The sequence below is a fragment of the Cryobacterium sp. 10I1 genome (assembly GCF_035019805.1).
GTDB lineage: Bacteria > Actinomycetota > Actinomycetes > Actinomycetales > Microbacteriaceae > Cryobacterium > Cryobacterium glucosi.
Map to the genome: position 1 here is coordinate 1 of NZ_JASJVF010000156.1, position 8,016 is coordinate 8,016.

7 protein-coding genes are annotated in these 8,016 nt (G+C 67.8%); all 7 read right to left on the bottom strand.

The genetic code is table 11. The features are described from left to right. Positions 1-10 precede the first annotated feature (10 nt). Positions 11-1,705, bottom strand: a complete 1,695-nt coding sequence (gene hutU / locus QN345_RS12935) for a urocanate hydratase (RefSeq protein WP_323508723.1) — start codon at positions 1,703-1,705, stop codon at positions 11-13. A gap of 41 nt (positions 1,706-1,746) precedes the next feature. Further along, complete coding sequence (locus tag QN345_RS12940) at positions 1,747-2,445, bottom strand: IclR family transcriptional regulator (protein ID WP_134449305.1); 699 nt, start codon at positions 2,443-2,445, stop codon at positions 1,747-1,749. A 126-nt stretch (positions 2,446-2,571) separates the two neighbouring features. Continuing rightward, positions 2,572-3,762, bottom strand: a complete 1,191-nt coding sequence (locus QN345_RS12945) for an MFS transporter (protein WP_166787377.1) — start codon at positions 3,760-3,762, stop codon at positions 2,572-2,574. Continuing rightward, on the bottom strand, positions 3,753-5,048 hold the full coding sequence (locus QN345_RS12950) for an aminotransferase class III-fold pyridoxal phosphate-dependent enzyme (RefSeq protein ID WP_322135236.1): 1,296 nt from the start codon (positions 5,046-5,048) through the stop codon (positions 3,753-3,755). Before QN345_RS12950 ends, QN345_RS12945 begins: the two co-directional genes overlap by 10 nt. A 6-nt stretch (positions 5,049-5,054) precedes the next feature. After that, entirely contained in the window at positions 5,055-5,828 is a 774-nt protein-coding gene (locus QN345_RS12955; RefSeq protein WP_322135237.1) for a hypothetical protein, read from the bottom strand. Continuing rightward, the gene (locus QN345_RS12960; RefSeq protein WP_322135238.1) at positions 5,818-6,594 is read right to left on the bottom strand and encodes a TetR/AcrR family transcriptional regulator; all 777 of its coding nucleotides are present in this window, start codon (positions 6,592-6,594) and stop codon (positions 5,818-5,820) included. Before QN345_RS12960 ends, QN345_RS12955 begins: the two co-directional genes overlap by 11 nt. 241 nt (positions 6,595-6,835) lie before the next feature. Further along, on the bottom strand, positions 6,836-8,016 hold a 1,181-nt coding region (locus QN345_RS12965; RefSeq protein ID WP_323508724.1), incomplete at its 5' end, for a beta-galactosidase.

The following is an 8,016-nucleotide window of genomic DNA, read 5'->3' on the forward strand; positions in this document are numbered from 1 at the left end:
CGGCAAGCGCTCAGAGCGGATGCGCTTGGTGCTGTCGCTCCTTCACGAACAGACGAGCATGTCGCAGCCCGCGCTCACGGGCAACGGCGGCCGCCCGCTCGTAACCGGCGTCGACGTGACGCATCACGCCGGTGCCGGGGTCGTTGATCAGTACCCGTTCAATCTTCTGGGCGGCGAGATCCGTTCCGTCGGCGACGGTGACCTGGCCGGCGTGGATCGACCGGCCCATGCCGACACCGCCGCCCTGGTGGATCGACACCCAGGTCGCGCCGGACGCCGTATTGAGCAGGGCATTGAGCAGCGGCCAGTCGGCGATCGCGTCCGAGCCGTCCTTCATCGCCTCGGTCTCGCGGTACGGAGAAGCGACGGAGCCGGCGTCGAGGTGGTCGCGTCCGATCACGATCGGGGCACTGATCTCGCCGGAGGCGACCATCTCGTTGAACCGCAGCCCGGCGAGGTGCCGTTCCTTGTAGCCGAGCCAGCAGATCCTGGCGGGGAGGCCTTCGAACTGCACCTTCTCCTGGGCGCCGTGGATCCAGCGCGCGAGTTTCGCATCGTTCGGGAACAGTTCGAGGATCGCCCGGTCGGTCGCGGCGATGTCGGCCGGGTCCCCGGAGAGGGCGGCCCAGCGGAACGGTCCCTTGCCCTCGGCGAACAGCGGCCGGATGTAGGCGGGAACAAAACCCGGAATCTCGAATGCGCGCTCGCATCCGCCCAGGACCGCCTCGGCACGGATCGAGTTGCCATAGTCGAACACCTCGGCCCCGGCGTCGCGAAACCCGACCATCGCGGTGACGTGCCTGGCCATCGATGCCCGCGCCCGGATCGTGAAGTCCTCGGGGTCCGCGGCGGCGCGGGTGTGCCAGTCGGCGACGCTGATGCCCTCCGGCAGGTAACTGAGCGGGTCGTGCGCACTGGTCTGGTCGGTGACGATGTCGATCGCGACTCCGCGTTCGAGCAGTTCGGTGAAGACGGATGCCGCGTTGCCGACGAGTCCGACGGAGAGCGCCCGGCGCTCCGCCTTCGCGGCGAGGACCCGGGTGACGGCGTCATCGAGGTCGTCCGTCATCTCGTCGAGGTAGCCGTGGTCGACGCGGCGCTGCAGTCTGGCGGGGTCGACGTCCACGATCAGCACCGCGCCGCCGTTCATCGTCACGGCGAGGGGCTGGGCCCCGCCCATGCCACCTGCCCCGCCGGTGAGGGTGAGCGTTCCGGCGAGAGTGCCGCCGAATCGTTTGTCCGCGATCGCGGCAAAAGTCTCGAATGTGCCCTGCAGGATGCCCTGGGTGCCGATGTAGATCCACGAACCGGCGGTCATCTGGCCGTACATGGTCAGCCCGGCCTGCTCGAGCTTGCGGAACTCGGGCCACGTCGCCCAGTCCCCGACGAGGTTGGAATTGGCGATCAGCACCCGTGGCGCCCAGGTGTGGGTGCGGAAGACCCCGACCGGCTTGCCGGACTGCACGAGCAGGGTCTCGTCGTCCTCGAGCTCACGGAGGGTGCGCACGATCGCGTCGAACGCCTCCCAGCTGCGGACGGCCTTCCCGGTGCCGCCGTAGACGACGAGATCGTCGGGACGCTCGGCGACTTCGGGGTCGAGGTTGTTCATCAGCATGCGCAACGGCGCCTCGGTCTGCCAGCTCTTCGCGGTCAGGGTGGTGCCCCTGGCAGCGCGAACCGGACGGGGGAGATGCTTCTGGGCCACGATTTTCTTCCTTCTGGTTGATGCCGGCCGGCGCCGGTTGGTTAGTCGGTTGGTTTTGTCTGATTCTGCGGCAGCGGGTCGGAACCCAGCCGTTCGGAGATCTCGCCGGCGACCCGGATGAGAAGGGCGCCGATGCGATCCAGTCCGGGATCGGTGACGCGGTAGTTCGGGATGACGACCGACACGGTTGCGACGATCTTGCCGACCGAGTGAACGGGCACGGCGATCGCAGTCGAGTCATGGTCTGCTCCGCTTCGGACGACGGTGAAACCCCGGGGACCGACAGCGCCGGCGAATGCCCGTCCGGCAGCCGTCGTCGAGCGGGGAATGACCCGGCCGACCCAGTTGGCGAGCTGGACCGGATGTGTCCCGTGCACGCCGGCCGCGTACAGCATGGTGTCCGACGTCGACGGCAGTCCGAGGTAGGCGTTTTCGCTCGTGAGCTCGACGATCTCGTGCAGCTTCGGCTCCGCGACGGAGACGATGGTCTCCCGGGAGAGCGCCTGGGCGCCGAGCCGGATGGTGATGCTCCCCGGCCGGTAGTCGCCGCTGTCGTCCCGCGAGACGAACCCCGTGGTTTCGAGGGTCCGCAGGAGCCGGAGGGCGGTCGAGATCGACAGGTCGCTGCCGCGCGCGGCTTCGGTCAGGGACACGGCGCCGTGTTCGCACACGTAGGCGAGGAGGCCGAGTGCGCGTTCAACGGTCCGGGTGCCCGTGGATTCCGGAGCGTCCAGGCTCATGCCGCCGCCTTTCGAGAGAATCCGATCAACTGCGACCGGAGAATTTCCATCTAGTGACAACATGATTTCATTTTTTTACGCTCCGGACAAGGCCCGGCAGTTCCGCACGGGCAACTGTTGCCGTGCTCAGCCGGGCTGGGGTGCCTCGAGGGGGATGGCTTTCGGCTTGCGCAGGGCCCGGGTTGCGGGCAGGACCAGGACCAGGATCACGAGGGGGATCAGGAAGGCGATGCCGAAACCGGTCTGGTCGGCGACCACCCCGACGATGACGGTGCCGAGGATGGCGCCGGCGTAATTGAAGAGGTTCACCCTCGCGATGATCTCGTCGCTGCGGGACGGGAGGACGTCGCCGGCGGCCCCGAAGGACAGCGGGACGAGCGCCCCCGCGATCACGCCGGTGAGGGCGAAGCCGATGATCGCGCCTGCTTCGGTCGGAACCAGGGCGATCACCACGAATCCGATGCCGCCGAAGACGATGGCCGACGTTGCGATCACCGTGCGGGCGGTACGGCGGACGAGGTAGTCCACGCCGAGCCGTGAGATGAGCACGACGATCTGGTATGCGGCGTAACCGAGCGGCGCAGCCCAGGCCGCCGTATGGAGCGTGCCGCTGAGGTAGATGCTGCTCCAGGTGCTCACGGCGGAATCGGCGACGAACGCGGCGAGGATGAGCGCCCCGATCACGAAGACGGGCCAGCGCGGAATGCGGGTGGCGTCGCGGGCGTGCCCGGGCTTGCGGGCCGCATGACCCGTGTCGAGGAGCCGCCAGCCGGCGACGATGACGAGCACGTCGACCACTCCGACGATCGCGAGGACCGCCCCGGCGCCGGCCGGGGTCTCCACGAGCGCGACCATCAGGAATGCCCCCACGATCGCGGCGAGCGTGTAGGCGGCGAAGAACCGCCCCAGGAGGGGGCGGGGCCTGCCCCTCTGCACGAGGACGCCCTGCATCGCGCTCGAAGCATCCACCGCGCCCAGCCCGACGCCGTAGAGCAGTACGGCACCGATGTAGATCGGGGCCGGCTGTGCGGTCGCCATCATGAAGAACCCGACGGCCTGGGCGGCGAGCCCGCTGAGCAGCGCGGCCTTGCTGTTGCGGCGGATGGCGATCGCGTCGGCGAGGACCGATCCGCCCGCCGCGGCGAGCGAGACCCCGAGGAGAAGGAGGGCCACCATGGTCGCGTCGAGGGACTGGCGTGCCTGGATGGTGGGCAGGGAGGTCGCGATCACTGCGTACCCGAGTCCCTGCACGGCATAGGTCGACCCGACCGAGACCAGCTCCGCCCGTGGGACGGGGAGGTGCGGGCTCAGCTCCACAGCGGATGCCGCTTCCGGACGATGGAGAAGGCCTGCCTGGCTATATCGATCGTCATGTCCACGTCCGTTTCGGTGAGGGCGGCGTTGATGAAGTGGTTGTGGTGCGAGGTGATGAATACCCCGCGCTGCACGCATTCGGCGACCCATTCCTGGTGAAGCATGAGTGAGTCGTCGTCGGCGAGACGCAGGTAGAACAGGGCTGGTTCCCCCGAGGATACAAGGGTGAAGTCCTCGCCGTGTGCCGCCGCGACGAGACCCGTGGTCAACCGGGTGCCGAGCCGGGCGAACTGGGTGGGCGCGTCGATGCGGTGCAGCTTGGTGATCGTGGCGATCGCGGCGGCGAACGGCACGGCGCTCATCCAATAGCTGCCCGTGTATGTGATGCTGCTGACGGCGTCCTTAAGGAAGTCGCGGCCGCAGAGCGCGGACACGTTGTAACCGTTGGCGAGGGCCTTGCAGAAGCAGATCAGGTCGGCACTGAAGCCGTAGTAATGGTCGGAACCGGCCAGGTCGAGCCGGAAGCCGGCCCGGACGTCGTCGACGATGAGGACGACGCCATGCTCGTCGCAGAGCCGGCGAACGGCCTGCCAGTACCCCTCGGCCGGGAGCGCGTTGTCCACGAAGTTCCCGTGCATGTACGGCTGGGCGATCAGCCCGGCGATCTGGCCGGCATGCTGTTCGAGAGTCTGGCGCAAGGCCTCGATATCGTTGAACGGAATGGTCAGGTTGTTGGCGACATCCTCTTCGAGGACCCCGGGGTAGTCGAGCTTCTGCGACCAGGGTGCCACCCCGTGGTAGTAGCCCTTCACGAAGATGATCTTCTTGCGGAGGGTCGCTGCGCGTGCCGTCATGATCGCGAGGGTCGTTGCGTCGCCGCCGTTCTTGGCGAAGAAGGCCCAGTCTGCGCTCGCGACCGTCTCGACGAGGAGTTCGGCGAGGTCGACCATGATCGTCGACGGGATCGAGACGACGTCCTCGAGTTCGGCCTGCCTGCGGGCGGCCGCGTGGACCTCGGCGTCGCCGTACCCGAGCACGTTGGGGCCGTAGCCGCACATGTAGTCGATGTATTCGTTGCCGTCGACGTCCCAGAACCGGCTTCCCTCCGCGCGGGAGGAGAAGAGCGGGAAGGAGGCCTGTGGGATGTAGCAGCCCTCCGAGGGGCCCTGGTGGCCGTAGATCCCCGACGGGATCACCTTCGTGGCCCGCGCGAAGGCGGCACGGCTGAGCGGGTATTCGAACGGCTTGATGGGATTCATGGGCGTGACGGGGGAGAGGGTGTCGGTCATGGCGGGCTACTTTCCGAGGTAGGAGCTGACGCGGTCGAGGATCCTGCTGGTGTTGTCGACGAGCGGGATCATCCCGCGCATCGCCATCCGACCGTCGCAGATGCAGGCGAGGGCGCTGTATCGCCCGCTGAGCACCCCGCCGGCGACATCGAGGTCCGCGAAGGTGAGCGCCGCACGGGGAGAGCCGGTGGGGTCGGCATCGAGGCGGATGCTGCCGCCACGGACTGCCAGCCGGTAGCGGAGTCCCTCCCCGACTTCGATGTCCACGTCACCGTCGGGCATCTGCGCGACGCTGAACTGTCCGCTGCGGTCTTCGTTGCCGATGATCGTGATCGCCGTCGCGGCGACGTGCAGGGTGAGCAGGGCGGTGATCTCGGTGAAGCCCGCGTCGGCGAGGCGGTCGGGGGTCGGCTGCAGGTAGGAGCCGAGGAGGTTGCTGAGCGGCGTGAACACGGTGAGCAGGAAGCGCAGTCCGGCCGGTCCGGCGGCGGGAATCGGGCCGGCCGTTCCGTCGACGACGGCGTTGAGGTGCGCGGCCGATCGGAAGACCAGCAGGGCGCGGGCGGCGCCCGGTGTGCGTCCCGGCGTGATCCCGTCCTTCGCGAAGCTGAGGTCGAGGCTGAGTCCGGCCGGTCCGCGGAAGCTCACCGCCACCGGGCGTTTCAGTTCGGCGAGGAGCGCCTGGGCATCGGGAGCGAGTTCGGCGAGCCGTGGCAGCGCGCCGAGTACCGCGTGCAGGTTGACCTGGGCGCGCACGTGGGGGTCGGTGTCAGTGAGCACGGGGGTCCTGTTCGGTGTTGTTGCCGGTGTTGTTGCCGGTGTTGTGGCCGGTGTTGTTGAGGGAGTCGTTGTCGTCACAGTCGAGATCGAGATCGAGATCGATATCGAGGTGGATGCGCATCCGGATGTCGTCGCTCTCGTCATCACTCGGTTCGGTGGCTGCCTTGTCGGGCGCGGATGCGTGTCCCGCGAGCGACGCAGCGACGAAGCCCGCGAGGGACCTGGCGGCCTCGGTGTCGCGGTCCGCGAGCCAGGTCGACGTCATCCCGTCGACGATCGCGACGAGGTAACGCGCGAGTTGCTCGACGGGTACAGTCCAGGACTGCCCGGTGAGCTCGGTGACGCGGCGCAACGACTCCTTCGCCGACCGGTAGTAGACGTCGTATTGGGTGCGTGCCGCTTCGGCGGTCCCGGTGCGGGAGGCGTACAGGGCAAGTTCCGCGAGGGCGAGTTCACGGTGCGGGTTGGCCACGAGCCAGTCGATGTAGGCGTCGAGGCCGGCCCGGAGCACGGCCTTGACGCTGCGGTCCTGGTCGGTTCCCACGCTCGTGAACACGAGGAACTTCTGTTCCTCTGTGTTGGTGTCGATCACGGCCGTGAGCAGATCGTCACGGGAGTCGAAGATGTAGTGGAAGGCGCCGAGCGGCATCCCGGCTTCGGCGACGATGGCGCGGGTCGTTGCGGCCGTCAGCCCATCGCGGGCGATGACGCGCGTGGCCGCCGCGATGAGTTCGTCCCGACGCTGTGCGGGCGGGATGCGCCTCATCCGCGGGCTCCCGACGTGCGGCGTGCTGCGACGTCCGTGACGACGGCGAGATGACCGGGCTTCTTCGGCGATGGTGGATCTGTGGGTGGAGACAAAGGCACGTGTGCTCCCGGTTGCAAAGTTGGACAGTTGACCAACTAGGCAAGATTTGCACGCCGGCCGGGACAGGCACAATGCCGGGACAGGACGTTTTACACGCCGGTAATCTGATGAAACATGCTCGCCACGGGCCTCCGGCAGATCAGGCCGTTTCGGTTGGGGCGCTGTGCACGACGCGGGCCAGCCCCGCAGGCACTGTGACCGTGCCCGAGATCGTCTCGCCGGTGATGAGCTCGGCCCCGGATGCCGGGTGGGTCGCGTCGGCATCTGTGTGATTGATGACGAAGGTGAAGTCACCCTGAGCACTTGTGCGGGTCACCACCTCGATTCCGGGCTCCGACCCGATCCCGACGCCGACGGAGGTCAGTATCTCACCGAGAAGGGAATCGAGATCATGGCCGATCAGGCGCGTTGACACGTACCAGGCGGTGCCCGCACCGAGGGAATTCCGGGTGATCGCAGGTCCCGCGGCGGCGGGCCCATCGAGGTAGCGGGAGTGCACCTCTGCTGTCGACACGTGGATGTCGTCGGTCCAGCCGGATCCCGATCTTCCGTTGCTCAGGCCAACCGATTCGTTTTCGTGCAGGGGACGGAATTCGTGGATGGCGAGGCCGAGCACGTCGCGCAGCGCGCCGGGAGCAGCCCCCGGATAGACGGCATCCTGTTCGTCGACGATCCCTGAGAAATAGGACACGACGAGTGTGCCGCCGCCGCGCACGTATTCGGTGAGATTGTCGGCAGCAGCGCGACCCAACAGGTACAGGCTCGGGGCCAGCACCACGTCGTACCCGCGCAGATCTGCGGCCGGGTGTGCGAAATCGACGGTGACGCCCTGGTTCCACAGGGCGGAGTAGAACGCCTCGATGCGCTCGCGGTGGTCGAGCTCGACGCTCGGGCGCCACTCGAGGTCCTGCGCCCAGAACGATTCCACGTCCCAGAGGATGGCCACCCGGGCCTGCACGCGGCTCGCGCGGACGGGCTCGAGCCGGGCAAGGGTGGCACCGAGTGCGACCACGTCGCGCCAGGCCCGGGTCTCGGTACCGGCGTGGGGCAGCATGGCGGAGTGAAACTTCTCAGCGCCGTATCGGGAGGCCCTGAACTGGAAGAAGAGGATCCCGTCGGCGCCACGGGCGAGGTGGGAGAGCGAATTCCGGGCGAGTTCCCCGGCCGTCTTGGCGATGTTGCGCGGTTGCCAGTTGACGGCTCCCGTGGAATGTTCCATCAGGATCCACGGTGCACCTCCGGCGAGCGAACGGGTGAGATCGGCGTCCATGGCCAGGAGGATGTGGTTATCGGCGCGTTCGGCGACGAGATAGTGGTCGT

What these genes read in the sequence shown, in the direction of transcription:
- QN345_RS12940 (WP_134449305.1), bottom strand. Translation starts at nt 2,445, where the DNA reads ATGAGCCTGGACGCTCCGGAATCCACGGGCACCCGGACCGTTGAACGC.
- QN345_RS12950 (WP_322135236.1), bottom strand. Translation starts at nt 5,048, where the DNA reads ATGACCGACACCCTCTCCCCCGTCACGCCCATGAATCCCATCAAGCCG.
- QN345_RS12960 (WP_322135238.1), bottom strand. Translation starts at nt 6,594, where the DNA reads ATGAGGCGCATCCCGCCCGCACAGCGTCGGGACGAACTCATCGCGGCG.